We start from the raw sequence: 24,868 nt of genomic DNA, 5'->3' as shown, positions 1-24,868 counted from the left end.
TCAATCTAACGCCCCCGCCTGGGGAGTTCACCGTTTACACGGCCGGGGTGCGCATCCATGCTCAGGTTTGGGTCGTCCCCCGTGGTCAGCGGCGACGCGCGTACGAGGCCATCAGCCCCGCTGCGAGCACCGGGTCCACGACCGGCACCCCCAGCCGGTCCTCCAGCAGCAGGCGCGCCCCGATGGTGTGCAGACCGGTGCAGGCCGGCAGCAGGGTGTCCGCGCCGGCCTCGCCCAGTCCGGCCCCGGCCTCCAGCACCGCCCCGGGCCCCTAGGCCACATGGGCGAGACCCGTGCCGAGCGGCTGGAGCAGTTCCTGGAGGAGAACGACGTACCCGTGGTGGGGCTGCGCGAGGGCACCTGGCTGCGCAGGGACGCGGACCGGCTGACGCTCGACGGGATCGCGGCCGGAGCCGTCCTGTTCCAGCGTGGCGCGGACCCGGCGGAGCTCACCCCCGGCACGGACCTGAGCACCCTGCTGAACGGACGCCCGCGGTTCGACGCGCCCGCCTGATCCGCACGGGGTGTACAGCGGTGGTCTGCGCGTACACGGCTTAGTCCATCGCGGACAACCGAAGGCCCCGACAACGCCCACATGGAGCATGCCCACGCCTCCTCCCCCGCCCTAGCCTGCGAGAAAAGAAGGCAAGCGTCCGGAAACGCCCCGCGTCGGAGCGGACCGCCGACACACCCGTACGCAAGATCATCAGGGAGCCCCTCATGACCGCAGTTCCGCAGGAGCGCCGCGTCGTCACCGCCATCCCCGGCCCGAAGTCGCAGGAGTTGCAGGCCCGTCGCACCGCCGCGGTCGCCCAGGGCGTGGGCTCCGTACTGCCCGTGTTCACGGCGCGGGCGGGCGGCGGCATCATCGAGGACGTCGACGGCAACCGGCTCATCGACTTCGGCTCCGGAATCGCGGTGACGAGCGTCGGCAACTCCGCCGAGGCCGTCGTGCGCCGGGCCTCGGCCCAGCTCCAGGACTTCACCCACACCTGTTTCATGATCACGCCGTACGAGGGGTACGTCGCCGTCGCCGAGGCGCTGGCCGAGCTCACTCCGGGCGACCACGCCAAGAAGTCGGCCCTGTTCAACAGCGGCGCCGAGGCCGTCGAGAACGCCGTCAAGATCGCGCGCTCCTTCACCAGGCGCCAGGCGGTCGTCGTGTTCGACCACGGCTACCACGGCCGGACGAACCTGACCATGGCGCTGACGTCCAAGAACATGCCGTACAAGCAGGGCTTCGGGCCGTTCGCGCCCGAGGTGTACCGCATGCCGATGGCGTACGGCTACCGCTGGCCGACCGGCCCCCAGAACGCCGGCCCGGAGGCCGCCGCGCAGGCGATCGACCAGATCACCAAGCAGATCGGCCCGGAGAACGTGGCCGCGATCATCGTCGAGCCGGTGCTCGGCGAGGGCGGTTTCATCGAACCGGCGAAGGGCTTCCTGCCGGCGCTCAGGGAGTTCGCCACCGACCACGGCATCGTGTTCGTCGCGGACGAGATCCAGTCCGGCTTCTGCCGTACGGGCCAGTGGTTCGCGTGCGAGGACGAGGGCATCGTCCCCGACCTGATCACCACGGCGAAGGGCATCGCGGGCGGTCTGCCGCTCGCCGCCGTGACCGGCCGCGCCGAGATCATGGACGCCGCGCACGCGGGCGGCCTCGGCGGCACCTACGGCGGCAACCCCGTCGCCTGCGCGGGCGCGCTGGGCGCGATCGAGACCATGAAGGAGCTGGACCTCAACGCGCGTGCGAAGGCGATCGAGGCGACCATGAAGCCCCGCCTGTCCGCCATGGCCGAGAAGTTCGAGATCATCGGGGACGTCCGCGGCCGGGGCGCCATGATCGCGATCGAGCTGGTCAAGGACCGCACCACCAAGGAGCCGAACCCGGAGGCGACCAGTGCGCTCGCCGGCGCCTGCCACCAGGAGGGCCTGCTGGTCCTGACCTGTGGCACCTACGGGAACGTGCTCCGCTTCCTGCCCCCGCTGGTCATCGGCGAGGACCTGCTGGGCGAGGGCCTCGACATCATCGAGCAGGCGTTCACGCGTATCTGAGTACGGGTCGGTACGGGGCATTCGCACCTGGGTACGTATGAGTCCTCTGCGTGCCCAGTTGGCTCCCCGGCCACTATCCGGAATCCTTCCGGCCACCCCCATGTCACCCCTGACGTCCCACGCTCCCCGCAACCGGAATACCGGCCGGATTCCGGTGCGCGACGACGAGAGGCAGAGGGAGTGAAGAACGTGTGCAAGGTGGCCGTGAGGACCCGATTCCGTCTGTCGCAGCCGTTTCTCCTGTCGTAGGTTCTTAGCCAGATGAGAGATACACCCCGCCCACAGGGGACTGTGGGTGACACCGGGTCGGGGCCTCCCCAGCTTCGCCCTGGTCGTGCCCTCGCGCACACACTCGGAGCCTCCGGCTCCGGATCTCCTCACCGATCGGATGGCCGCTCGCCCCAAACCCCCCGGGGCGTGCGGCACACCGGTCCGGACGGCGGCCTCGGAACCCCCCCCCCTGTTCCGGGGTCGCCGACCTCCCTCTTCCTCCTCTCCTTTCTCCACCTGGGCCTTCCGGCCCTCCTCTTCGCGCTGATCACCTGGCAGGTCGCCGTCCACGGCCCCCTCGCCCGCGCGGACGAACGCCTCAGCGGCCGGCTGGTCCACCGGGACGGCTTCTCGGTCTTCCTGGCCGACCTCGGCAACGTCACGGTCGCCGTCCCCGTCCTGGCCGTCGTGCTCGGGTACGTCGCCGTGCGCGCCCGCCGATCCGGTACAGACCACTGGTGGACGCCCTCCGTGGCGGCGGGCGTCCTGATGGCCCTCGTACCGGCGCTGGTGGTTCCCCTGAAGGAGCTGATCGACCGGCCGGGCCCACCGGTCATGGGCGGCGGCACCGGCTACTACCCCTCGGGCCACACGGCCACCGCCGCCATCGCGTACGGTGCCGCCGTCCTGGTGCTGTGGCCCTGGCTGCGCGGCCGGAGCTCGCGCGGCGCGGTCGTCGCCGTCTGCGTCGCGCTGAACCTCGGGGTCGCCCTCGGTCTGGTCCGCAGCGGCTACCACTGGCCACTGGACGTGGTGGCCAGTTGGTGCCTGTGCGCGGTGCTGCTGCTGTCTCTCCGGCTGTACCTGGGCCCGCACCTCGGCCGGGGCGGCCGTCGAGGGTCTTCGAGCTCCTGACGGCCACCGTTCCCCGTCCTGACGCCCCGTCGCCCGCCGTGCGCGTCAGCTGTCGAAGCCCAGACCCAGCCGGTCCATCGTCTTCAGCCACAGATTGCGCCGTCCGCCGTGCGCGTCCGCTCGGGCCAGCGACCACTTGGTGAGGGCGATACCGGTCCAGGCGAAGGGCTCGGGCGGGAAGGGCAGGGGCTTCGTGCGGACCATCTCCAGCTCGGTGCGCTCCGTGCGCTCACCCGCCAGCAGGTCCAGCATCACCTCCGCGCCGAACCGGGTCGCGCCCACGCCCAGGCCCGTGTAGCCCGCCGCGTACGCCACCCGGCCCTGGTGGGCCGTACCGAAGAACGCGGCGAAGCGTGAGCAGGTGTCGATCGCGCCACCCCACGCGTGGGTGAAGCGGACGCCCTCCAGCTGCGGGAAGCAGGTGAAGAAGTGCCCGGCGAGCTTGGCGTACGTCTCCGGCCGGTCGTCGTACTCGGCACGTACCCGGCCGCCGTACGGGTAGATCGCGTCGTAACCGCCCCACAGGACGCGGTTGTCGGCGGTGAGCCGGAAGTAGTGGAACTGGTGGGCGCTGTCGCCGAGTCCCTGCCGGTTCCTCCAGCCGAGGGAGGCGAGCCGGCCGGGCGTGAGCGGTTCGGTCATCAGCGCGTAGTCGTAGACGGGGACGGTGTACGCGCGGACGCGTCGGACGAGGCTGGGGAAGACGTTCGTGCCGAGGGCGACGGTGCGGGCGCGGATCGTGCCGTACGGGGTGCGGACGGCCATGCCGGCGCCGTACGGCTTCAGAGTGAGCGCGGGAGTGTGCTCGTAGACCCGGACGCCGAGGCCCAGGCACGCCCGTTTGAGGCCCCAGGCGAGCTTGGCCGGGTGGAGCAGGGCCACGCCCCGGCGGTCGTGGAGCCCGGCCAGGAAGGTCGGTGAGTCGACTTGTTCCCGTACGGCGTCGGTGTCCAGGAACTCGATGCCGTCCGCCAAGCCGTGGCGCTCCGTCTCGGCGTGCCAGGCGCGCAGTTCTGCGGCCTGGTGGGGTTCGGTGGCGACGTCGATCTCACCGGTGCGCTCGAAGTCGCAGTCCAGGGAGTAGCGGGCGAGGGCCGCCTCGATCTCGTCGAGGTTGCGGGCGCCCAGCTCCTGGAGCTTGTGGATCTCGTCCGGCCAGCGGGCGAGACCGTTGGCCAGGCCGTGGGTGAGCGAGGCGGCGCAGAAACCGCCGTTGCGGCCGGAGGCGGCCCAGCCCGCCTCGCGGCCCTCGACGAGGACGACGTCCCGCCCCGGGTCACGCTCCTTCGCGAGGAGCGCGGTCCACAGTCCGCTGTACCCGCCGCCGACGACCAGCAGATCGCATGTCTCGGCGCCGGTGAGCGCGGGCTCGGGGCGGGGCCTGCCGGGGTCGTCCAGCCAGTACGGGACCGGCTGGGCATCGGAAAGAGATCTCGTCCAGCGATGTCCACGGCTCATGGCGCCTGGGGCCATGATTTTCAACTCCCTACACGAGCCTGCGCGGGCTGAGGAATTACGGCCTGAAGAATTACGGATTGCAATTACGGCCTGGAATTACGGACTGCGGAATTACGGCTTCTGGCGCTTGCGGCGATTGCCGACGATCATTCCGGCCAGCACGAACAGCACGGCGACCACGAACATGGCCGTACCGATGACATTGATCTGGACGGGCGTTCCGCGCTGTGCCGAGCCCCAGACGAACATGGGGAACGTGACGGTCGAGCCGGCGGTGAAATTGGTGATGATGAAATCGTCGAAGGAGAGCGCGAAGGCGAGCAGCGCGCCCGCCGCGATTCCCGGTGCCGCGAGGGGCAGGGTGACCCGCACGAACGTCTGGACGGGACCGGCGTACAGATCCCGCGCGGCCTCCTCCAGCCTGGGGTCCATGGACATGACGCGCGCCTTGACGGCGACGACGACGAAGCTGAGGCAGAACATGATGTGCGCGATCAGGATCGTCCAGAATCCCAACTGAGCACCCAGGTTGAGGAACAGGGTCAGCAGGGACGCGGCCATCACGACCTCGGGCATCGCCATCGGCAGGAAGATCAGCGAGTTGACGGCGCCCCGCGCGCGGAAGCGGTACCGCACGAGCGCGAAGGCGATCATCGTGCCGAGGACGGTGGCCCCGAGCGTGGCCCAGGCCGCGAGTTGCAGACTGAGCGAGAGCGAACGGCACAGGCCCGCGACCCCGCACGGATCGGTCCAGGCGTCCGTGGAGAACGTCTGCCACTCGTAGTTGAAGCGGCCCTTCGGGGCGTTGAAGGAGAACACCGTGACGACGACGTTCGGCAGAAGGAGATATCCGAGCGTCAGCAGACCGGCGAGGACGACGAGATGGCGCTTGGTCCAGCGCAGAAGGGCCATTTAGACCAGATCCTCCGTCCCGGACTTCCGGATGTAGAGCGTGACCATGATGAGGATCGCGGCCATGAGAAGGAAGGAAAGGGCTGCGGCCGTCGGATAGTCGAGGATCCGCAGGAACTGCGTCTGGATGACGTTGCCGGCCATGCGGGTCTCCGTGGAGCCGAGCAGATCGGCGTTCACGTAGTCGCCGCTCGCCGGGATGAAGGTGAGCAGCGTGCCGGAGACCACGCCGGGCATCGACAGCGGGAAGGTGACCTTGCGGAACGTCGTGAACGGTGTCGCGTACAGGTCGCCGGCCGCCTCGTGCAGCCGCCCGTCGATGCGCTCCAGGGACGTGTAGAGCGGAAGGATCATGAACGGCAGGAAGTTGTAGGTCAGTCCGCAGACCACGGCCAGCGGTGTGGCGAGGACGCGGTCCCCGGCGGTCATGCCGAGCCAGCCGGTGACGTCCAGGACGTGCAGCGCGTTCAGGGCGCCGACGACCGGACCGCCGTCGGCGAGGATCGTCTTCCAGGCGAGGGTGCGGATCAGGAAGCTGGTGAAGAACGGCGCGATCACGAGGATGAGGACCAGATTGCGCCAGCGGCCCGCGCGGAACGCGATCAGGTACGCCAGCGGATAGCCCAGCAGCAGGCACAGGACCGTCGCGGAGCCGGCGTACAGCACCGAGCGCAGGAACTGCGGCCAGTACTCGGACAGGGCGTTCCAGTAGGTCGCGAAGTGCCAGGTGACCTTGTAGCCCTCCTCCAGAGAGCCCGTCTGCACGGACGTGGAGGCCTGGTAGACCATCGGCAGCGCGAAGAACACGATCAGCCAGAGGACGCCGGGCAGGAGCAGCCAGTACGGGACGAGACGGCCACGTCCGCGCGAGGTCCTGCGCGTCGGGACGGCCGGTGAGGGAGGCGGTGGTGCCTCGGCTTCGGTGAGGGTCGCCATCAGACCGCCGCCTCTTCCTCGACGGTCTCGACGCCCGCGTCGATGTCCTGAGCTGCGTCCAGCCCGAACGTATGGGCAGGGCTCCAGTGCAGGACGGCATCGGCACCAGGGACGAGCCTGGGGTCGCGGTCGATGTTCTGGACGTAGACCACGAACTCGGGGCAGACCGAGCTGTCGACGGCGTACTGCGTGGAGACGCCGGTGAAACTGGTCGCGGTGATCTTCCCGGTGATGCGGTTGCGGCCCACGGGGACGTCGCCGGCGTCGTCCGCGTGGGTGAGGGATATCTTCTCGGGCCGTACGCCGACCAGGACCCTGCCGCCGGCGGTGGCGGGAGCGGAACAGCGTGCCTCGGGCAGCACCAGCTTGCCGTCGCCCGCCTTGAGGACGATGTCGCCGCCGCTCTTCGAGTCGACCTCGGCCTCGATGAGGTTCGAGGTGCCGAGGAAGTTGGCGACGAACGTGGTCCGCGGGTTCTCGTAGAGGTCGAGGGGCGAGCCGAGTTGTTCGACGCGGCCCGCGTTCATCACGGCGACCGTGTCGGCCATCGTCATGGCCTCCTCCTGGTCGTGCGTGACATGGACGAAGGTGATGCCGACCTCGGTCTGGATGCGCCCCAGCTCCCACTGCATCTGGCGGCGCAGCTTGAGGTCGAGGGCGCCGAGCGGCTCGTCGAGGAGGAGCACCTTGGGGCGGTTGATCAGCGCGCGGGCGAGGGCGACGCGCTGCTGCTGTCCGCCGGAGAGCTGGTGCGGCTTCTTGCGGGCCTGTTCGCCGAGTTGTACGAGCTCCAGCATCTCGTCGACCTGCTTCTTCACGGACCTGATGCCGCGCCTGCGCAGACCGAAGGCCACGTTCTCGAAGATGTCGAGGTGCGGAAAGAGCGCGTACGACTGGAAGACCGTGTTCACCGGCCGCTTGTGGGGCGGCAGACGGGTCACGTCCTGCTCGCCGAGCGAGACGGTGCCGGAGGAAGGTTCCTCCAGACCGGCGATCATGCGCAGGGTGGTGGTCTTGCCGCAGCCGGAGGCGCCGAGCAGGGCGAAGAAGGAACCTTCCGGCACGGTGAGGTCGAGCGGGTGGACGGCGGTGAAGGAGCCGTAGGTCTTGCTGATCCCGGAGAGGCGGACGTCGCCGCCGTGGTCTTTCGTCATGGTGTGGTCCCTGGGTGTCGGGGTCGTCGGGGGGCTTTCAGCCCGTCCGGCGTTTGAGGACGAGGCCGTTCAGGCCGACAGCGGGGGTCTGGGGGCGCAGCCCCCAGGGATGGGACGGGTAGGGGCGGCGGGGGCGAGGAGAACCACCCGCACCAGAACGCACCGCACCGCACAACACCGCACCACACCGCCGGAGGCTCACGCGCCCGTCAGCTTCGCGAACTTCACCTCGTACGCCGTCTCTTCCTCGTTGCTCAGCAGGCGGAAGGCGTGGGACTTGGCGGCCATGTCCTTGTCCGGAATGATCAACGGGTTGTCCGCCGCGTCCCTGTCGATCTTCTCCAGCTCCGCCTTGACTCCGTCGACCGGGCAGACGTAGTTGATGTAGGCGGCGAGTTCGGCGGCCGGGCGGGGCTCGTAGTAGTAGTCGATCAGCCGCTCGGCATTGGTCTTGTGACGTGCCTTGTTGGGGATCAGCAAGTTGTCGGTGGACGTCAGGTAGCCGCTGTCGGGGATGACGAAGTCGACGTCGGGGCTGTCCGCCTTGAGCTGGACGACGTCACCGGCCCAGGCGATGCACGCCGCGAGGTCGCCCTTGGTGAGGTCGGAGGTGTAGTCGTTGCCCGTGAAGCGGCGGATCTGGCCCTCGTCGACGGCCTTCTGGAGACGGGCGATCGCCGCGTCGTAGTCGTCGTCCGTGAACCTCGCCGGGTCCTTGCCCATGTCGAGCAGGGTCATGCCGATGCTGTCGCGCATCTCCGAGAGGAAGCCGACGCGGCCCTTGAGCCGGGGATTGTCGAGCAGGTCGGAGACCGAGCCGACCTCGACGCCGTCGAGCGCCTTCTTGTTGTACGCGATGACGGTCGAGATGCCCTGCCACGGGTAGGAGTAGGCGCGGCCCGGGTCCCAGTCGGGGCTGCGGAACTGGGCGGACAGGTTGGCGTACGCGTGCGGCAGGTTGGCCGGGTCCAGTTTCTGGACCCACCCCAGCCGGATCAGCCGGCCCGCCAGCCAGTCGGTGAGGACGATGATGTCGCGGCCGGTGTCCTGGCCCGCGGCGAGCTGCGGCTTGACCTTGCCGAAGAACTCGTTGTTGTCGTTGATGTCCTCGGTGTACCTGACCTTGATGCCGGTCCGCCGGGTGAACCGGTCGAGCGTGGGATGGCGTTTCTCGCTCTCGTCCACGTCCATGTACTCGGTCCAGTTGGAGAAGTCGACGACCTTCTCCCTGGCCGAGTGGTCCTCCGCGGAGACACCGCCCCGGCCCTTGCCCGCCGGGGGGATACCGCAGGCGCTCAGCGCCCCGGCGCCACCGACCGCGAGCGCGCCTCCCGCGGAGGCGCGCAGCAGCGAACGGCGGGTCAGAGAGGCCCTGCCGCTCAGGAGACTGCGCCGCGTCGCGGCCAGTTGGACCGGGGACAGCCGGTCGGGCTCGTACTGCTCCATGCGTGTGCTGCCCTTTCGGGAGGTGGGGCCGTGGTCGGCGGCAGGAGACGGTCGTGTCCTCCTACCGCCGCTCCCCGAAGACCGTCCGGTGCCAGGCCTTCCTGGCGACCGCCGTGTTGTCGAACATGACGTGCTTGATCTGTGTGTACTCCTCGAACGAGTACACGGACATGTCCTTGCCGAAGCCGGACGCCCGATACCCGCCGTGGGGCATCTCGCTGATGATCGGAATGTGGTCGTTGATCCAGACGCAGCCCGCCCTGATCTCGCGGGTGGCACGGTTCGCCCGGTAGACGTCCCGGGTCCAGGCGGAGGCGGCGAGGCCGTACGGGGTGTCGTTGGCGAGCCGGACGCCCTCCTCGTCGGTGTCGAAGGGAAGGACGACGAGGACCGGCCCGAAGATCTCGGACTGGACGATCTCGCTGTCCTGGGCGGCGTCGGCGATGACCGTCGGCCGGTAGTAGGCACCGCTCGTGAGCTCTCCCCGGGGAGCCTCCCCACCGGTCACCACGCGCGCGTGGGCACGCGCCCGGTCGACGAAACCCGCCACCCGGTCGCGGTGGCTGTGCGAGATGAGCGGCCCGAGATCCGTGCCCGGCGCGAACGGGTCGCCGAGCCGGACGGTCTCCATCAGGGCAGCGGTCCGCGCGACGAACTCCTCGTACAGGGGCCGTTGCACATACGCGCGCGTGGCGGCCGTGCAGTCCTGCCCGGTGTTGATGAGCGCGCCCGCGACCGCCCCGTGCACGGCGGCTTCGAGATCGGCGTCGTCGAAGACCACGAAGGGCGCCTTGCCGCCGAGTTCCAGGTGGATCCGCTTGACGGCCGCCGTGGCGATCCCGGCGACACGTCTGCCGACGGCGGTGGACCCGGTGAACGAGGTCATGGCCACGTCCGGGTGCGCGACGAGGTGCTCCCCGGCCTCCTCGCCGGTACCGGCGACGATGTTGACGACGCCGGGCGGAATGCCCGCGTCGGTGGCGGCGCCGGCGAAGAGCAGAGAGGTGAACGGGGTGAGCTCGGCGGGCTTCAGGACGATCGTGTTGCCCGCGGCGATCGCCGGGAGGATCTTCCAGGCGGCCATCTGGAGGGGGTAGTTCCAGGGGGCGATGGAGCCGACCACGCCGATGGGCTCACGGCGTACGTACGAGGTGTGGTCGCCGGAGTACTCGCCGGCGGACTGCCCTTGCAGGTGCCGGGCGGCCCCCGCGAAGAAGGCGGTGTTGTCGATGGTCCCCGGGACGTCGAACTCACGGGTCAGCTTCAGCGGCTTCCCGCACTGGAGCGACTCGGCGCGTGCGAAGTCCTCGGCACGGTCGGCGAGGACGGCGGCGAAGCGGTGCAGCGCGTCGGAACGCTCACCGGGAGTGGCGGCGGCCCAGCCCGGGAAGGCCTCGCGGGCCGCGGCGACGGCGGCGTCCACGTCCCCGGTGCCGGCGAGCTCGTACGTGTACACCTCTGCGCCGGTGGCCGGGTCGACGACGGCGTGGGTACGGCCGGACGTACCCTTCCGCGGGCGGCCCGCGATGAACTGCGCGCCGTCCGGGAAACGGTCCTGGGCCGGGAAACGGTCCTGGGCCGGGAAACGGTCCTGGGCCGGGAAACGGTCCGGGAGGGCGGTGTCCGGGCTGTGCATAGGGCTCTCCTCCGTGTCCCCTGTCCGAGGGCCGGCGTAGCTTCAGCTCGATTTGAGTGCCGATCCTGGCAGAGCGCCCCCACCTCAACAAGGGATTCCGTTGTTGCCTTTTGGTTACGCGACGGAATCTGTCGGCCAGGCGCCGACTGGACACGGAAATCAAGGGACGGACTGTCAGTGGCGCGTGCCAGACTCCCGGGCATGGGGAAGATCGGGAAGATCGATTCTTTGGACACCCTGGTCAGGGAGGTCCGCGCGGGGGCGAGAGTCAAGTACCTGCACTTCTGGGGGCACAGACCACGGCCCGACGGGCGGATCGGCGCGAGTTGCCTGAGCCAGTGGTGGCCGTCGCCGTTCACGGTGGACGGGGTGGAGTACGCGACGGCGGAGCACTGGATGATGGCGTCGAAGGCCCGGCTGTTCGGCGACGCCGATGCGGAGCGGATGGCCGTCTCGGCCACGAGCCCCGCGGTCGCGAAGAAGGCCGGGCGGCTGGTGCGCGGCTTCGACGAGTCCCGGTGGGAGCGGGAGCGGTTCGGGATCGTCGTCGAGGGCAGCGTCCACAAGTTCGCCGCGCACGCGGACCTGCGGGAGTTCCTGCTGGGCACGGGCGAGCGAAGCGAGATGGGGGTCCCCCCGGCCGAAGGCTGGGGGAGGGTGCTGGTGGAGGCCAGCCCGCTGGACCGGGTGTGGGGCATCGGACTGGCCGCGGACGACGAGCGGGCCGTGGATCCCGAGCGGTGGCGGGGGCCGAACCTGCTGGGCTTCGCGCTGATGGAGGCGCGGGAGCGGCTCGCCCAGATCACTTATCCAACGGGTGTGACGTAACACGCCGGTGTGGCGTGTCCGAGTGACGTGGCGGCGGCCGGGGAGGCGGAGCGGCCGGTGTCGAGGGGGGCGCCGCCCGCCCCGGCGCTGTCGTCCGAGACCACGACGATGAGGACGAACGCGAGCACGCCCAGGACGATGCCGGTCGCGCCGCAGATGATCCCGGCCAGGGCCTGCCCCGGATTCGTCGCCTCGCCCCGGCCGGCCTTGGCACGGCCGACCACACCGAAGATCACGGCCAGCACACCCAGCAGGATGGCCAACGGCCACATGCAGAACCCGACCGCCGCGATGATCCCCAGGGTGAGCGACGCGATACCCATGCCGTTGCTCGGCCCGAGCGGCATCCCGGGCCAGCCGTAGCCCGGGGCACCCTGGTACGGGGCGTACTGGTCCGGGGCGTACTGGTCCGGGGCGTACTGGTGACCGTGGCCCGGGTGACCCGGGTGGCTCGGGTGGCTCGGGTGGCTCGGGTGGCTCGGGTACTGCGGGTATCCGTACGGCACCTGTCCCGGACCGTCGGGGCCGATGGGCGGCGGGGGGACGGGCTCGCCCTGACCGGGTGGTGCGAACGGGGTGGGGCTGGGATGGGGGTACGGGGCCGCCGGGATACCGGAGGCCGGCGGTATCGGGTAGCCCGCCGGAGGGCCATAGGTGAATGTCTGCCGGTCGTACGCGGAGGGCGGCGCCGGGGGCGTGCTCGCCGACGACACCGTGTCCGCGGGCGGCGCCCACGGGTCCGGCGCGGGGGCGGGCGGCTTGTCGAGCCGGACCCCGGGTGCCGGAACGGCGTCCTGCGGTTCGGAACCGAAACCGGAACCAGGAGCGGGAGCGGGAGCGGCGGGAGAGGTCGGCGCCGCGTGCTCCGGAGGCAGAGGTCCGGCAGGTGGACGGTTCTCCGGGGGAGCCCAAGCGTCCTGGCCGGGCCGACCGGGAGTGTCCGGCGTCTGCGGCGTGTGTGCCTCGTCGGACATGCGCGGGATCCCCTCTGTTGTACGTTCCGTCATGCTACGGCCCAGGTCTGTCGCGCACAGGCCGCCGCCTACGATGATCCCTGAGTCATCGATCAGCCGATCACCCGCGTCCCCGGCCACGGTCCGGGGCGCCGTTCCCGGGGAGGAACCTTGCCCGACCGCCACGCCGTACCGGAGGGCCCGACCAGCGCCACCGGCGCCGCCGCCCGCGACCTGCACGCCTTCATCGCCGGCCTCCCGAAGGCCGAACTGCACGTGCACCACGTCGGCTCCGCCTCCCCCCGCATCGTCTCGGAACTGGCCGCCCGGCACCCCGACTCCAAGGTGCCCACCGACCCCGAGGCCCTCGCGGACTACTTCACGTTCACGGACTTCGCGCACTTCATCGACGTGTACCTGTCCGTGGTGGACCTCATCCGCAACCCCGAGGACGTCCGGCTGCTCACCTACGAGGTCGCCCGGGACATGGCCCGGCAGCAGGTGCGCTACGCCGAGCTGACCATCACGCCGTACTCCTCCACCAGCCGCGGCATCGACGAGCGCGCCTTCATGGACGCGATCGAGGACGCCCGCAAGGCGGCCGAGGCCGACTTCGGGACCGTGCTGCGCTGGTGCTTCGACATCCCCGGAGAGGCGGGCCTCGCCTCCGCCGAGGAGACGACCCGGCTGGCCACGACGGACGGGCTGCGCCCGGAGGGCCTCGTCTCGTTCGGGCTCGGCGGGCCCGAGATCGGCGTACCGCGTCCGCAGTTCAAGCCGTACTTCGACCAGGCCATCGCCGCCGGACTGCGCTCGGTCCCGCACGCCGGGGAGACCACCGGCCCTGAGACGGTCTGGGACGCCCTGACCGAACTGCGCGCGGAGCGCATCGGGCACGGCACCAGCGCCGCGCAGGACCCGAAGCTCCTCGCCCACCTCGCCGAGCAGCGCATCGCCCTGGAGGTCTGCCCGACCTCCAACATCGCCACCCGCGCGGTCCGCACGCTCGACGAACACCCGATCAAGGAGTTCGTGCGGGCCGGGGTCCTGGTCACCATCAACTCCGACGACCCGCCGATGTTCGGCACGGACCTCAACAACGAGTACGCCGTCGCCGCCCGCCTCCTCGACCTCGACGAGCAGGGGCTGGCCGCGCTCGCCAAGAACGCGGTGGAGGCGTCCTTCCTGGACGCCGCGGGCAAGGCCCGGATCACGGCCGAGATCGACACGTACACCTCTGCCTGGCTCACTCCCTGACACTCCGGGCCAGCACAATGGAGCGCATGCGCACCGTGACAGCCGTGGCCCATCGCGGCCACCCCTACCAGGCCCGCGAGAACACGATCGCCTCCCTGCACTCCGCACTCCGGGCGGGCGCGGACGCGGTGGAGATCGACGTACGGCTGACCCGGGACGGCATGCCGGTCCTGCTGCATGACGCGACCCTGAAGCGGCTGTGGGCGCAGGACCGGCCGCTGGCCTCGCTGTCCTCGGCCGAGGTGCGCGGGCTCACCGGCGGCGGGGTGCCGACGCTGGCGGACGCGCTGCTCGCCGCCGCCGGCACCCGGCTGATGATCGACCTTCCGGGCGCGGCCGACCCCCGAGCCGTGCGGCGGGTCGTGGACGTCGTCCGGGAGTGCGGGGCCGAGGAGCGGGTCTACTACTGCGCGGGCGCCGGCACGATGCTCGCCGTGCGCGCCGCAGCCCCCTCCGCCGAGATCGCCCTGACCTGGACGACGCTCGCCCCACCGCGCCCGGCACTCCTCGACGCCATCCGCCCGCGCTGGCTCAACTACCGCTTCGGCCTGGTGACCCGGGAACTCGCCACCCGCGTCCACCGGAACGGCTACCTGCTGTCGGTGTGGACCCCCGACACCCGCCGCTCGATGCGCCGGCTGCTGGCCGCGGGGGTCGACTCGATCACGACGAACCGGATCGACATGTTGTGTGCGCTGCGCGGGACGTAGCCCCCTCCCGGTCCCCTAGGGGCAGCCCCGGGACCGCCTCCGGGGACCGCGCCCTCCTCAGTGACGATCCGCGGGACGCGCACCCCACAGCATGATCAGCGGCAACACCCGCCCCCTGCACAGGAGTTGCCGATGCCCCTTCGTTCGCGCTTGGCCGTCGCCCTCGCCTCCGTCCTCGCCCTGGGCGTGGCGGCCGGCCCCGCGGTGGCCGCCGCCTCCCCCGTGACCCGACCGCCGGCACGCTGCGACACCACGGGCCCGAACCACACCGCGCTCTGCGACGCGATCTCCGAGCTGCCGGACGACGACGCGACGGCCGCGCTCGTGCGGGTCGGCGGCACCTCCGGCACCTGGCGGGGCACCTCCGGGGTCCGCGACCTGACGACGAACCGCCCGGCCCTGGAGAACGGACGCTTCCGCGCCGGTTCCACAACGAAGGTGGTGACCGCGGCGGTGGTGTTGCAACTCGCCGCCGAGGGGCGCGTCGACCTGGACGAGGACGTGGAGACGTACCTCCCCGGCCTTCTCCCCGACACCTTCAAGGAGCCCGTCACCGTACGGCACCTGCTGACCTTCACGAGCGGGCTGAAACCGGGCAAGGGCCTCGGCCCGGTCGACGGCGAGGGCTACGAGAACCGCTACGTCACCCTGACGCCCGAGGAGGTCGTGGCCTCGTCGGTCGCCCAGGGCCCCGACTTCGGCCCGGGTGACGAGCAGCAGTACCAGAACATCGACTACACCGTCCTCGGCCTGCTGATCGAGCGGGTGACGGGCGACTCGTACGAGCACCAGGCGTACGTCCGCGTGCTGAAGCCGGTCGGCATGCGGCACACGTCCTTCCCCGGCGGCCCCGACCCCCGTATCCACGGCCCCCACAACCGCGGTTACCAACTCCTCACCGACGGGCGCCTGGTCGACGCCACCGAGTGGAACATGTCCGACCGGTGGGCCGCGGGCGACATGATCTCGACCACGGCGGACCTGGAGCGGTTCCTGGTCGCGCTGTTCGGCGGACAGGTCGTGCCCGAGCCGCAGTTGAAGGAGATGTTCACCGTGCCGGACATCCCCGGCGCGACGATGAGCGCGGGGCTGAAGCTGGAGAAGCTGCCCAACGGCCGTCAGGTGTGGGTCAAGACGGGCGCCCGTCCCGGCTACAGCACGGTCATCGCCGCGACCCGCGATCTGTCCCTCACCCTCGTGTACTCGGTCAACGCCACCGACGCGAAGTCCGAGGACATGAACCCGGTGGCGGTCCGGATCATCCAGGCCGCGCTCGGCTAGGCCCCAGGTCACCTCACCCCAGCGGCTCCTCCAGCGGTATGTGCCGCACGCCCGGCAGGTTGTCGTCGAGTTCGCCGGGCTCGAAGCGGCACATGCCGACCACGTGCCAGAACTCGCCGGTGACGTCGCCCTCGTACTTGTAGCCGCCGGACGGCGACAGCGCGGCCCAGCCGCCGGGCATGCCGACCAGGGTGGCGCGCAGGGTTGCGGGGGCGTCGGCGGGGACGTTCCAGAGGCGTACCGTGCCGTCCTCGCCGCCGCTGGCCAGCAGGGAGCCGTCGGGGCTGAAGGCCATCGCCAGGACCCGGCCGGTGTGGCCGGTCAGGGCGGCGGTCTCGCGGCCGGTGTGCGCGTCCCACAGGCGTACCGTCCGGTCGTCGCCGGCCGTCGCCAGCAGGGGGCGCATGGGGTGGGCCGCGGCCGTCCACAGCTTTCCGGTGTGGCCGGTCAGCCGGTGCGCGGCCGCGCCGTCATGCCAGATCACGGCGTGCCCGTCCCAGGAGGCGCTGGCCAGCCAGGACCCGTCGGGCGCGAACGCCACGGCGTACACCCGGTCGGTGTGTCCGTCGAGGACGGCGGTGATCCGGCGGTCGGCCAGGTCCCAGATCCGCACCTTGCGGTCGTCGCAGCCGGTGGCCAGGACCGCGCCGTCGGAGCGGAAGGCGATCGAGCGGACCCGGCCGAAGTGCTCGCCGATGGTGGTGACGTGCGCGCCGGTGGCCCGGTACCACAGCCGTACGGTGTCGTCGTCGTTGGCGGTGGCCAGCAGTTCGCCGTCGGGGCTGAACGCCTCCGCCCACACATGGTCCGTCTCGACGTCCATCTCACGCTGGTACTCGCCGGTGGCGGCGTTCCACAGGTACATGTCGCCGTCGCTGCTCGCGGTGCCCAGCAGGGAGCCGCCGGGGCTGAACACCGCCGAGACCAGGCGGTCGCCCTGGCCGGTGAGTTCGCGCAGCCGCCGCCCGGAGGTGGTGTGCCACACGCCGACGACGCCGTCGTTGCCGCCGGCCGCCAGCATCGAACCGTCGGCGCTGAACGACACGGTGCCGATGCGGCGTCCGTGGCCGCGCAGGATGCGTCTGCCCTGGCCGGTGGCCGGGTCCCAGATCCGTACGACGCCGTCGTTGCCGCCGGTCACCAGCAGCGAGCCGGTGTCCAGGGCGGGCGTGTCGCCGCCCGGACGGAACTTGCACACCCAGACCGAGCCGCGATGTTCCGAGGGCTGCCGGCTCAGCGGCACGGCGACGGGCGAGCCGCCGGACACCGGGTCGGCCTCCGCGTCGATCCGCCACAGCCGGACCACTCCGGCGCTGTCCCCGGCGGCGAGGAGCGTCCCGTCGGGATCGAACAGCACCTGGTACACGGCGCCGCGGCAGCCGCCGAGCAGCCCGGCGGGGCCGCCCGCGACCAGGTCCCACAGCCGGACGTCCCCTTCGGTGTCGCCGCTGACCAGGAACCTGCCGCCGGGGTGGAAGTCCAGGGTGTAGACGCGGCCCGGATGGCCGGTGAACTCGTGCAGCACCCGCCGCTCGGTGACGTCCCACACCCGGACCGTGCCGGCCCCCTGCCCGTCGCCCATGTCCCCGGTGGCGAGCAGGCGGCCGTCGGGACTGAACCGGGCCCGGAACACCGCGCCCCGGTGGCCCGGCAGTTCACCGAGCCGCCGTCCGGTGGCGAGGTCCCACAGCCGTACGGCGGCGGAGGCGTCCCCGGTGACGAGGGTGGTGCCGTCCGGCCCGAAGGCCACCGTGTAGACGGGGGCGGAGTGGCCGGGGAGCCGGTGCAGCGGGGTGCCCGAGGCGGTGTCCCACAAGGTGACCACGCCGTCGGCGTCGCCGGTGGCCAGCAGGGAGCCGTCGGCGTCGAGGACGACCGGCCAGACCCCGCCGGGGTGGATCCGCAAGCCGTGGCGGCACCGTCCGGAGACCGGGTCCCACAGGCGTACGGTGCCGTCGGCGCTGCCCGTGGCCAGCACCCGGTCGCGGAACTTGACCGCGTAGACCCGGCCGGTGTGGCCCTGAAGGGTGCGCAGGGCGGTGCCGGTGACGGCGTCGCACACCAGCACTCCGCCGTCCTCGCTGCCCACGGCGAGGAGTTCGCCGTCGGGACTGTACGAGATGGGCTCGGGCAGCCGGCTGGTGCGCATGTCGAAGCCGTAGGGCACACCGACCGCGGAGGGCCGGAAGCCGGAGTCGACGGCCATGCCGGGGGCGATGGCGGCGGTGGCCAGTTCGGGGGTGTCCGGCAGGCCGGGTCCGGTGGTCGCCGCGACGAGTGCCGCCCGCCGCCACCGGCCGCCCTCCACCTGGGCGCCGGTCAGATCGGTGCGGATCAGCCGGGCCCGCCGCAGATCCGCGCCGCGCAGATCGGCGCCGGTCAGGTCGGCGCCGTCGAGCCACGCCCCGGTGAGCCGGGCGTGGCGCAGCACGGCGCCGGAGAGGTTGGCGCCGACGAGCCGGGCGTCGGTGAGGTCGGCGCGGGTGAGGTCGACGCCGGAGAAGTCGCGGTAGGAGAGGTCCTCCCCGGCGAGGGCGGCGCCGCGCAGGTCGGTGTGGGCGGGGACCCGGAGCCGGGTGAGGATCTTCACGGCGTTGGCGCGGGCGGTCTCCTCGCCCCGCACGGTCAGCTCCGGGTCGTCCCCGGCGGTGTCGCTCAGCGCGCCCTCGGCCCACTCCTGGCAGACCCGGTGGTCGGCGAGGTCGCACAGGAACTCGACGGCCAGCCGGCTCAGTTGGCGCCGTGCCAGCAGGGTGGTGTCGCCGGTGGCCAGCCGCCGGGCGCACTCCCGGGCGATCAGCCACTCCACCACCGAGCCGTGGATGAACCGGAACACGCCGTCCTCGCTGCGGACCAGCAGGCTCCCGGAGCCGACGGCGTGCGCGGCCTGCGGCACGGACAGCCGGCTGTCGGCGAGTCCGGTCAGGGTCTCGGCGACGTCGGTGAGCTCGTCGAGCCGCAGCGAGTCCTGGCCGCTCTCCCACAGTCGCAGGGCGAGCGCGGTGACCGCGTTCCACAGCTGGTCCAGGCCGAGTCCGGGCGCCCGGCCGGGCCCGCCGGTGCCGCGGTGCGCTTCGAAGCGCAGCCAGGCGGTGAGCACTTCCTGGTAGAGCCCGGCGGGGCTGAGCGCGCGGCCGGCCCCGGCGACGGCGCGCAGCTGGTCGTCGTCGAGGTCGGCGACGAAGCCGAGCAGCCGGGGGTTGCGGCACAGGGCGAGCAGATCGGGGATGGCGTCCAGGAGCCGTACGCGGCGGTCGGCGGCGCGTTCGTCGCCGTCGTAGCGGTTGACCAGGTAGGCGCGGATCTGCTGGGGGGTGAACTCCTGGACGGCCAGCACCCGGCGCTGCGGGAGCAGGCCGACGCGTTCGCCGAGCGCGGTGAGCACCTGCCCCTGGGAGCGGAAGTGCTGGGTGCGGCTGCTGACCACGATCTTGGCGTTGTCCACGGCGGAGTCCAGCAGCACCTGGAGGCGTTCGGCGGCGCGGTCGTAGCTGACCTGGGTGACCAGTTCGTCGAAGCCGTCGAAGAGCAGCACGATCCGGCCCTGCTGGAGCATGTAGCGGAAGGCACGCAGATCGATGTTGTCGACGCCGTGGGCGGCGAGGTGGGCGGCGACCAGTCCCTCGAAGGAGTAGGCCCGGTCCAGCGCGTGCAGTTCCACCAGCAGTGGGACCAGGTGTGGCAGTTCGGCCGGGATGCGGCGGGCCAGCTCGCGCAGCGCGAAGGTCTTGCCGTGCCCGAAGTCGCCGAGCAGCAGCAGGAAGCGGCCCTGGTCGGAGTCGAGCAGCCGGAGCATGTCGTCGACCAGTCCGTCGCGGTCCTCGGCGCCGAGGCGTTCCACCTCCCGGTACCGCTGCGGCAGGTACATGTCCGGGGGGTAGCGGGGGTCGGTGCGCAGCCGCTCACTCTGTGCGCCGACGTAGCCGCGCAGGTCGAGCAGGCCCTGGAACTCGGTGAAGCTGCGCACCCGTACGCCCCTGCGGCGGGCCAGGTCGCGCAGGTCGCGGGCGGGTGGCGGGCCGTCGTGGACGAGTTCGGCCTCGGTCTCGGAGTCCGCGGCGTGTACGAGGGCCACGAAACGTTCGACGTCCTGTGCGGTGGGGGTGCCGGTGTGCACGGCCACCCGCTGTTGCCGGACGAAGCCCGACTGGGTCCAGGTGACCAGCAGTTGGGGCACCGGTCCGGCCACCGGGCGGATCTGGGCGCCCTCGTGGCGGGTGCGGCAGACCTCCGCGACGCGTGCGAGCAGCGCCTCGGCCGGTGACTGCACGGCGCGGAGCTCCGGCTCGGCCGCGCCGCCGTCGCCGTCCGGGACGGCCGGGTTCCCGGCGGTGTCCGTCGTGGCGCTTCCGGGGCCCGCGGCGTCCGCGGGTTCGTCGGGGCCGGGGCCGAACGCGCGGTGGGCGCGCCGCCACTCGACCGGGTGGCGCCGCGGCCCCTGGTCCTGGCCCTGGCCCTGGCCCTGGCGCAGGTCCTGGCCCTGGCCCTGGCCCTGGCCATGCCAACTCGTCAGGCCGTCACGGCTGATGCGGAGCAGCTGGTGCCGGCCCGGCCCGGCGGCGCCGAGCACATGCACCTCACCGGACCCGGTGGCGAGGACCGGCTGCGCGCCGGGGCCGCTCGGGCCGTGCAGTAGCAGATGCAGCCGGGGTGCGGTCAGCCGGGCCAGGACGTCGGTGTCGCGCAGCGGGCCGGTGCCGTCCGGGGTGCCGCCGCGCACCGCACCGGTCCGGGCGGGAGTGCCGGGGGGATGGCGCAGGACACCGATCCGCAGCCACCCCTCGTCCTCGTACGGGCGCAGCGCCTGGGCGAACCAGGCGGCCTGCTCGGGGCCGACCATGCCGTACTGGTCGTCGAGGCGGTGGCTGTAGGCCATCGAGGAGTTCAGGCCCGCGACGACGGTGTGCAGTTCGGGCACGGGGAAGAGGGTCCACGGCTGGTCGCTGTCGAAGACCGCGTCGAGGCCCTGGTAGAGCTCCTGGAAGAGCCGGGCGAAGTGCCGCCACTTGGGCCAGTACGGCGGCCGGGGCGGCATCTCGTCGGCCTCGCAGGTGCTGAAGTAGGCCCGGCAGGCGGCCTGGTTGACGTCCTGGCCGCCGGGCACGAGGGCGACCCGGTGCGGTTCCAGGCCGAGCAGCGCCCGCAGGCCGGTGAGGAAGGCCAGCGCCTGTTCGAACTCGCGCGGGCTGCCGGAGGCGGTCAGGTCGCCGGTGACCACCAGCAGGTCGGGGGCGGGTGCACCGGCGTCGGTGAGTTCGACGAGGTCGCCCCAGATCGCCGCCTGCAACTCGGCGGGGTCCTGCCCGCGGCCGAAGGCGGGCCCGGCCAGGTGGAGCACACTGACCGCCTCACGCGCCTGGACGTCCCCCCGGCTCAGCGGGTACGACGGCGGTACCGCGGGCCTGCGCCGGCCGGCCCAGCCGAGGCCGCCGAGCGGCCGTGCGGGCGCCGGCGGAGCGGTCGGCTCCGGCGGGGGCGCGGGCGCGGGGAGGCCGCCCGGGTAGCCGGGGCTCAGGCTGGGCCGGGCGCGGCCGTCGAGGGCCTGGCGAACCCGGGTGAGGAGCAGCTCCCTTGCGGCCGACGGGTCGGTGACGGGAACCAGGTCGACGTAGGTGATGGTGGCCAGCAGGCCCTCCACCGGGATGTCCTCGACCCGTACGGTCAGGAGCCGTCGCTCCGGGGCGTCGGGGTCGGCGCGTAACGCGGCCTGCCACTCCATCCGGCCGTACCGGGAGCGCTCGTAGTTGCGGGACAGTACGGCGATCACGGCGGCGGACTCGCTGACCCCGCGGTCCATGAAGTCGACGAAGTTGGTGCCCGGGACGAAGTCCCAGGCCTGGAGGACCGTGCGGTACCCGGCCTCCTCCAGCGTCCAGGCGATCCAGGACGCCCAGCGTTCGTCGGCCGGAGAGTAGCTGACGAAGAAGTCCAATGGTCCGGTTTCCCCCGTGGTGATCTGCCGCCCCATATATTCATGATGCAATGAGAGAGCCTCGGTATGAACCGTTTTCACGACGACTCATGGGGCGACACCTGTGGCAAGTGCGGCGACTCGTGCCGCGACTCAGGTGGCTGAAAGGCCCGGCCGGGAGCAGGTCTCACGAACAGCCCCTGGTCACAGCCGGGCACAGATGTGCGACCCTTCCCTCCGTGCGTGTCTTTCTGCGTCTGCATGTGCTGGACCGGGTGGCGATCGGCCTGCTGGTGGTCGGGCTGCTGTGTCTGGCCACGGGGTTGCTGCCCACCGGGTCGGCGGGCGACGCGATGACGCGGATCGCCCCGCTGCTGGCGTTCCTGGGCACGGTGATCGTGCTGGCCGAGCTGACCAGCGAGGCCGAGGTGTTCGACGTGGTGGCGGCGCGCGTCGCCCGCGCCGGACGCGGTAGCTACGCGGCCCTGTTCCTGCTCTGTGTGGTCTTCGCCTCCGTCACCACGATCGCCCTGAATCTGGACACCACCGCCGTGCTGCTGACCCCGGTGATGCTGGCGCTCGCCTCGCGGGTCGGTATCGCCCCGGTGCCGCTGGCGATGACCACGGTGTGGCTGGCCAACACGGCGAGCCTGCTGCTGCCGGTCTCCAACCTGACGAACCTGCTGGCCGCCGACCGGGTCGCGCTGTCCCCGCTGGGCCTGGCCTCCCGGATGTGGGCGCCGCAGCTGGCGGCCATCGCGGTGACCATGGTCTGCCTGTGGCTGTTCTACTGGCGGCGCGGAAAGCGTGACGGCGGAGTCGCGGCCCTGCCAGGACCGGACGCCCAGGGGGCGAGCCTGTCGGCCCGTACCGACGCCCCGGCGGCGGGGCCCGGCGCGGCCCGCGCGGACGACGTACGAGCGGGAAACGCGGGGGACGTGCGAGGGGGAAGAGCGGGAGACGTGCGAGGGGCGGGGAACGCCGACCGCTACCGGCCGCCCGAGGTGCACCGGCCCGCCGACCCCGTGCTGTTCCGGGCCTGTGGGCTCGCCTGCGCGGGCTTCCTGATCGCGATCCTGGCCGACGTGGAGCTGTGGGTGGCGTCCGCGACGGCCGCGGCCGTCGCCGTGGCGGCCTTCGCGGTGCGCCGCCGCTCGACGCTGCGGCTGTCACTGGTCCCGTGGCGGCTGCTGGTGATGGTGCCCGGCATGTTCCTGGTCGTGGAGACGGTCAACGTCAACGGGCTGCACGACCTGCTGGCCTCGGCGGTCGGCCATGACGGCGGCCTCTGGGGCCTGTTCCGGGCGGCCGCGGTCGGCGGGGGCCTGTCGAACGTACTGAACAACCTCCCCGTCTACCTGGCCGGGGAGGCGGCCGTCCCGGTGGGCAACCACGACCAGCTGCTCGCGCTGCTCATCGGCACCAACGTAGGACCGGTGGTGACGCCGTGGGCCTCGCTGGCGACGCTGCTGTGGTACGAGCGGTGCCATGCGTACGGGGTGCGGGTGCCGGTCGCGCGGCTGATGGGGACGGGTGCGGTGCTGGCCGTCGCCGCGGTGCTGGCGTCGGTGGTGGCGCTGACGCTCACCGCGTAGGGGCTTACGGAGTGGAGCGGCGCGGCACGTACGAGGGCCCGCCCCGCCCGACGGCACCGGACACCGTCACCAGCTCCAGCAGATGCGGCAGCACCTCCGGCCGCCCCGCGACGAACGAACGCTCGGTGTCCGGTCCGGTGAAGCCGCCGCCGAACTCACCTCCGTCCAGGTGCCGGACGGCCACTCCCGCCTCGCGGGCCAGCAGTGCCCCGGCCGGCAGATCGATCGCCTCCGCCCGGTAGCCCACGAACCCGTCGATGTCCCCGCGGGCCAGCATGGCCCAGGTCAGCAGCGGCGCCCACAGCTGGAGCAGCCGCCTGGACCGGTTCTCCAGGGTGTGCCTCAGGGCACGGGCCGCGGGATCGTCGCGGTCGACGGCGTGCCCCTGGGTCCAGGCGAGCAACGGTCCGGCCGACGAGAGCGGGCGGCCGCCCACGACGCCCGCGAGCCGTCCGCGCGGCCCGTGGGCACCGCCGCCGCGCAGCGCCGACCAGGTGTGTCCGGTCACCGGATCGTGCACGACGCCCACCACCGGCGCCTCGTCGACGCACAGGGCGATGCCGACCACGTAGGCGGGCAGCCCGATGACCACGTTGTTGCTGCCGTCCAGGGGGTCCACCAGCCAGGTGCGGCCGCCGCCGTCGCCCCCTAGTTCCCCGGACTCCTCGGCGAGGATCCGGTCGTGCGGGAAGCGCTCCCGGATACGGTCCACGACGAGGCGTTCGGCCATCAGGTCCAGATCGGTGACGACATCGCCGTGTTCGCCCTTCGGGCGGGCGGCGAACCCGTCCGGGAACCGGGACCGCAGCAACGCCCCGGCCTCCTCGGCCGCGGCCACCGCCGTACGGCACTCGGAGGCGAAGCCGGCCGAGGGGTCAGGAAAGCGATTCCGGTTCGGGCTCATGGATCCTCCTGAGGGCGGCTTGAGCGATCCGGGCGGTCTGGGCCGCGTCGCACGTCCCGCGGACCATGCGGTGGCCCGGGGCCGACAACGGGCCGAGGGACAGGTCCGACCTGTCGGGCCGTGTGCGTCCCAGTACCAAGGTGGCGGCCGGACGGCCGCCCGGCACGACGCTGGTGTGGAATTCACCCGCGAGAAGGGAGTAGGTCTGCCCTCGTGCCGTCGTCTGTTCGGCGCCGGGCAGGCAGCGCACCAGCCGCTGGGTCGGCCGCAGGTCGTCGACCCCCGACGGATCGCTGTGCACCTCGAACACCCGGTGGGTGGGCTGCGCGGGCTCGTCGTGGACGCGCATGCGCCGGTTGCCCAGCCGCCCGTACAGCACCGTGCTCGTCAGGTCCCAGCTGTGCGAGTGCACCTGAGGGACGGTCGACTCCGGCTGTGGCATCACCCCGGAGCCCATCCCCTCGGAGGCGGTCCCCCCGAAGGCCATCCTCCCGAAGACATGGACGCAGACCCCCCGGGGACCGTCGCGGAGGATCGGCAGGCAGACGAAGCCCAGTGGATGGCGCACCGCGCGCAGGGCGCGACGGCCCGAAACGATCTGCTCCAGTTCCGATACGGCGTGCCACGACAGCTCGGCGGTGGCCTCTCGCCGGGCGGCCCGTTCCAGGGCCCGGTAGTCCATCGTTCCCCCCTCGGCCGAAACACGG

At 72.0% G+C, this 24,868-nt stretch carries 18 protein-coding genes and 1 pseudogene; 8 read left to right on the top strand and 11 right to left on the bottom strand.

Annotated features, from left to right (window positions below; genetic code table 11):
* Positions 1 to 85 precede the first annotated feature (85 nt).
* Positions 86 to 259 carry a hypothetical protein gene (locus IE262_RS18255; protein WP_166681630.1) on the bottom strand — a complete coding sequence of 58 codons (174 nt, stop codon included), beginning with the start codon at positions 257 to 259 and terminating at the stop codon, positions 86 to 88.
* An 18-nt stretch (positions 260 to 277) separates the two neighbouring features.
* On the opposite strand from IE262_RS18255, the pseudogene IE262_RS18250 reads away from it, so the two are divergent.
* The 3 genes and pseudogenes from IE262_RS18250 to IE262_RS18240 all read left to right on the top strand — a co-directional run.
* Positions 278 to 514: pseudogene (locus IE262_RS18250) on the top strand (dipeptidase PepE); the annotation flags it as partial.
* Between the two features lie 206 nt (positions 515 to 720).
* Positions 721 to 2,055 (top strand): 4-aminobutyrate--2-oxoglutarate transaminase, encoded by a 1,335-nt coding sequence (gene gabT, locus IE262_RS18245; RefSeq protein WP_189874874.1) that lies wholly within the window; start codon positions 721 to 723, stop codon positions 2,053 to 2,055.
* Between the two features lie 417 nt (positions 2,056 to 2,472).
* On the top strand, positions 2,473 to 3,180 hold the full coding sequence (locus tag IE262_RS18240) for a phosphatase PAP2 family protein (protein ID WP_229877317.1): 708 nt from the start codon (positions 2,473 to 2,475) through the stop codon (positions 3,178 to 3,180).
* A gap of 45 nt (positions 3,181 to 3,225) precedes the next feature.
* On the opposite strand, the gene IE262_RS18235 is transcribed toward IE262_RS18240, so the two are convergent.
* From IE262_RS18235 to IE262_RS18210, 6 genes are all read right to left on the bottom strand, one after another.
* Entirely contained in the window at positions 3,226 to 4,653 is a 1,428-nt protein-coding gene (locus IE262_RS18235; RefSeq protein ID WP_189874870.1) for an NAD(P)/FAD-dependent oxidoreductase, read from the bottom strand.
* Positions 4,654 to 4,749: 96 nt separating this feature from the next.
* Positions 4,750 to 5,550 (bottom strand): ABC transporter permease, encoded by an 801-nt coding sequence (locus tag IE262_RS18230; protein ID WP_189874868.1) that lies wholly within the window; start codon positions 5,548 to 5,550, stop codon positions 4,750 to 4,752.
* Positions 5,551 to 6,486: an ABC transporter permease gene (locus IE262_RS18225; RefSeq protein ID WP_189874866.1), complete on the bottom strand. Its 936-nt coding sequence runs from the start codon at positions 6,484 to 6,486 to the stop codon at positions 5,551 to 5,553.
* Entirely contained in the window at positions 6,486 to 7,640 is a 1,155-nt protein-coding gene (locus tag IE262_RS18220) for an ABC transporter ATP-binding protein (RefSeq protein WP_189874864.1), read from the bottom strand. Before IE262_RS18220 ends, IE262_RS18225 begins: the two co-directional genes overlap by 1 nt.
* A gap of 198 nt (positions 7,641 to 7,838) precedes the next feature.
* Complete coding sequence (locus IE262_RS18215; protein ID WP_189874862.1) at positions 7,839 to 9,086, bottom strand: polyamine ABC transporter substrate-binding protein; 1,248 nt, start codon at positions 9,084 to 9,086, stop codon at positions 7,839 to 7,841.
* Positions 9,087 to 9,147: 61 nt separating this feature from the next.
* Positions 9,148 to 10,722, bottom strand: coding sequence for a gamma-aminobutyraldehyde dehydrogenase (locus tag IE262_RS18210; protein ID WP_189874861.1), 1,575 nt, complete (start codon positions 10,720 to 10,722; stop codon positions 9,148 to 9,150).
* Positions 10,723 to 10,923: 201 nt separating this feature from the next.
* Here IE262_RS18210 and ybiA point away from each other — a divergent pair, with 201 nt between their 5' ends.
* Entirely contained in the window at positions 10,924 to 11,550 is a 627-nt protein-coding gene (gene ybiA, locus IE262_RS18205) for a riboflavin biosynthesis intermediates N-glycosidase (RefSeq protein ID WP_189874858.1), read from the top strand.
* On the opposite strand, the gene IE262_RS18200 is transcribed toward ybiA, so the two are convergent.
* Positions 11,529 to 12,524 (bottom strand): DUF4190 domain-containing protein, encoded by a 996-nt coding sequence (locus tag IE262_RS18200; RefSeq protein WP_189874856.1) that lies wholly within the window; start codon positions 12,522 to 12,524, stop codon positions 11,529 to 11,531. The two genes, ybiA and IE262_RS18200, sit on opposite strands and share 22 nt — an antisense overlap.
* A gap of 150 nt (positions 12,525 to 12,674) precedes the next feature.
* Between IE262_RS18200 and IE262_RS18195 the strand changes: the two genes are divergently transcribed.
* From IE262_RS18195 to IE262_RS18185, 3 genes are all read left to right on the top strand, one after another.
* Positions 12,675 to 13,760: an adenosine deaminase gene (locus IE262_RS18195; protein ID WP_134036584.1), complete on the top strand. Its 1,086-nt coding sequence runs from the start codon at positions 12,675 to 12,677 to the stop codon at positions 13,758 to 13,760.
* 26 nt (positions 13,761 to 13,786) lie between these two features.
* Positions 13,787 to 14,470: a glycerophosphodiester phosphodiesterase gene (locus IE262_RS18190; protein ID WP_189874855.1), complete on the top strand. Its 684-nt coding sequence runs from the start codon at positions 13,787 to 13,789 to the stop codon at positions 14,468 to 14,470.
* A gap of 132 nt (positions 14,471 to 14,602) precedes the next feature.
* Entirely contained in the window at positions 14,603 to 15,751 is a 1,149-nt protein-coding gene (locus IE262_RS18185) for a serine hydrolase domain-containing protein (protein WP_189874853.1), read from the top strand.
* Between the two features lie 13 nt (positions 15,752 to 15,764).
* On the opposite strand, the gene IE262_RS18180 is transcribed toward IE262_RS18185, so the two are convergent.
* Entirely contained in the window at positions 15,765 to 21,719 is a 5,955-nt protein-coding gene (locus IE262_RS18180; RefSeq protein WP_189874851.1) for a WD40 domain-containing protein, read from the bottom strand.
* Positions 21,720 to 21,901: 182 nt separating this feature from the next.
* On the opposite strand from IE262_RS18180, the gene IE262_RS18175 reads away from it, so the two are divergent.
* The gene (locus IE262_RS18175; RefSeq protein WP_229877316.1) at positions 21,902 to 23,257 is read left to right on the top strand and encodes an SLC13 family permease; all 1,356 of its coding nucleotides are present in this window, start codon (positions 21,902 to 21,904) and stop codon (positions 23,255 to 23,257) included.
* 4 nt (positions 23,258 to 23,261) lie between these two features.
* Here the strand turns inward: IE262_RS18175 and IE262_RS18170 are convergent, their stop codons facing one another.
* Together IE262_RS18170 and IE262_RS18165 are read right to left on the bottom strand one after the other, a co-directional pair.
* Positions 23,262 to 24,161 carry an inositol monophosphatase family protein gene (locus tag IE262_RS18170; RefSeq protein ID WP_189874847.1) on the bottom strand — a complete coding sequence of 300 codons (900 nt, stop codon included), beginning with the start codon at positions 24,159 to 24,161 and terminating at the stop codon, positions 23,262 to 23,264.
* On the bottom strand, positions 24,133 to 24,843 hold the full coding sequence (locus IE262_RS18165) for a hypothetical protein (protein ID WP_189874845.1): 711 nt from the start codon (positions 24,841 to 24,843) through the stop codon (positions 24,133 to 24,135). The genes IE262_RS18170 and IE262_RS18165 overlap by 29 nt, the downstream gene beginning before the upstream one ends.
* Positions 24,844 to 24,868 lie beyond the last annotated feature (25 nt).

The sequence above is a fragment of the Streptomyces bluensis genome, assembly GCF_014650715.1.
GTDB lineage: Bacteria > Actinomycetota > Actinomycetes > Streptomycetales > Streptomycetaceae > Streptomyces > Streptomyces bluensis.
This window is presented reverse-complemented; position numbering and strand designations above follow the sequence as displayed.

Bases quoted from the DNA above. Each gene is read 5' to 3' on its own strand.
- gabT (WP_189874874.1), top strand. From the start codon at position 721: ATGACCGCAGTTCCGCAGGAGCGCCGCGTCGTCACCGCCATCCCCGGC.
- IE262_RS18235 (WP_189874870.1), bottom strand. From the start codon at position 4,653: ATGGCCCCAGGCGCCATGAGCCGTGGACATCGCTGGACGAGATCTCTT.
- IE262_RS18230 (WP_189874868.1), bottom strand. From the start codon at position 5,550: ATGGCCCTTCTGCGCTGGACCAAGCGCCATCTCGTCGTCCTCGCCGGT.
- IE262_RS18225 (WP_189874866.1), bottom strand. From the start codon at position 6,486: ATGGCGACCCTCACCGAAGCCGAGGCACCACCGCCTCCCTCACCGGCC.
- IE262_RS18220 (WP_189874864.1), bottom strand. From the start codon at position 7,640: ATGACGAAAGACCACGGCGGCGACGTCCGCCTCTCCGGGATCAGCAAG.
- IE262_RS18215 (WP_189874862.1), bottom strand. From the start codon at position 9,086: ATGGAGCAGTACGAGCCCGACCGGCTGTCCCCGGTCCAACTGGCCGCG.
- IE262_RS18210 (WP_189874861.1), bottom strand. From the start codon at position 10,722: ATGCACAGCCCGGACACCGCCCTCCCGGACCGTTTCCCGGCCCAGGAC.
- ybiA (WP_189874858.1), top strand. From the start codon at position 10,924: ATGGGGAAGATCGGGAAGATCGATTCTTTGGACACCCTGGTCAGGGAG.
- IE262_RS18200 (WP_189874856.1), bottom strand. From the start codon at position 12,524: ATGTCCGACGAGGCACACACGCCGCAGACGCCGGACACTCCCGGTCGG.
- IE262_RS18190 (WP_189874855.1), top strand. From the start codon at position 13,787: ATGCGCACCGTGACAGCCGTGGCCCATCGCGGCCACCCCTACCAGGCC.
- IE262_RS18185 (WP_189874853.1), top strand. From the start codon at position 14,603: ATGCCCCTTCGTTCGCGCTTGGCCGTCGCCCTCGCCTCCGTCCTCGCC.
- IE262_RS18180 (WP_189874851.1), bottom strand. From the start codon at position 21,719: ATGGGGCGGCAGATCACCACGGGGGAAACCGGACCATTGGACTTCTTC.
- IE262_RS18170 (WP_189874847.1), bottom strand. From the start codon at position 24,161: ATGAGCCCGAACCGGAATCGCTTTCCTGACCCCTCGGCCGGCTTCGCC.
- IE262_RS18165 (WP_189874845.1), bottom strand. From the start codon at position 24,843: ATGGACTACCGGGCCCTGGAACGGGCCGCCCGGCGAGAGGCCACCGCC.